The sequence below is a fragment of the Lysobacter sp. Root690 genome, assembly GCF_001427785.1.
GTDB lineage: Bacteria > Pseudomonadota > Gammaproteobacteria > Xanthomonadales > Xanthomonadaceae > Lysobacter.
The window spans coordinates 949753-950033 of the sequence record NZ_LMHM01000013.1 but is presented as its reverse complement, the minus strand read 5'-3'; positions in this window follow the sequence as shown (position 1 = coordinate 950033).

Sequence of the window (281 nt, the reverse complement as noted above, 5' to 3'; positions counted from 1 at the left end):
TACAAAGAATCGGAGCGCGGGGGATTCGCTTTTCGCGCACGACGCGGTGCGCTTGGAGGAAAAAGCGAATCCCCCCTAGCCCCCCTTTTCCAAAGGGGGGAACGCATTTCGGCGATCGGATCCTCCGCTACCTCTCGGGGTGGTACGCGAATTTCATCGCCCACTTTGGAAAAGGGGGCGAGCGCCCGGCGGCGGTTCGTTTCGATGCAAAGAATCGGAGCGCGGGGGATTCGCTTTTCCGCACGACGCGGTGCGCTTGGAAGAAAAAGCGAATCCCCCCC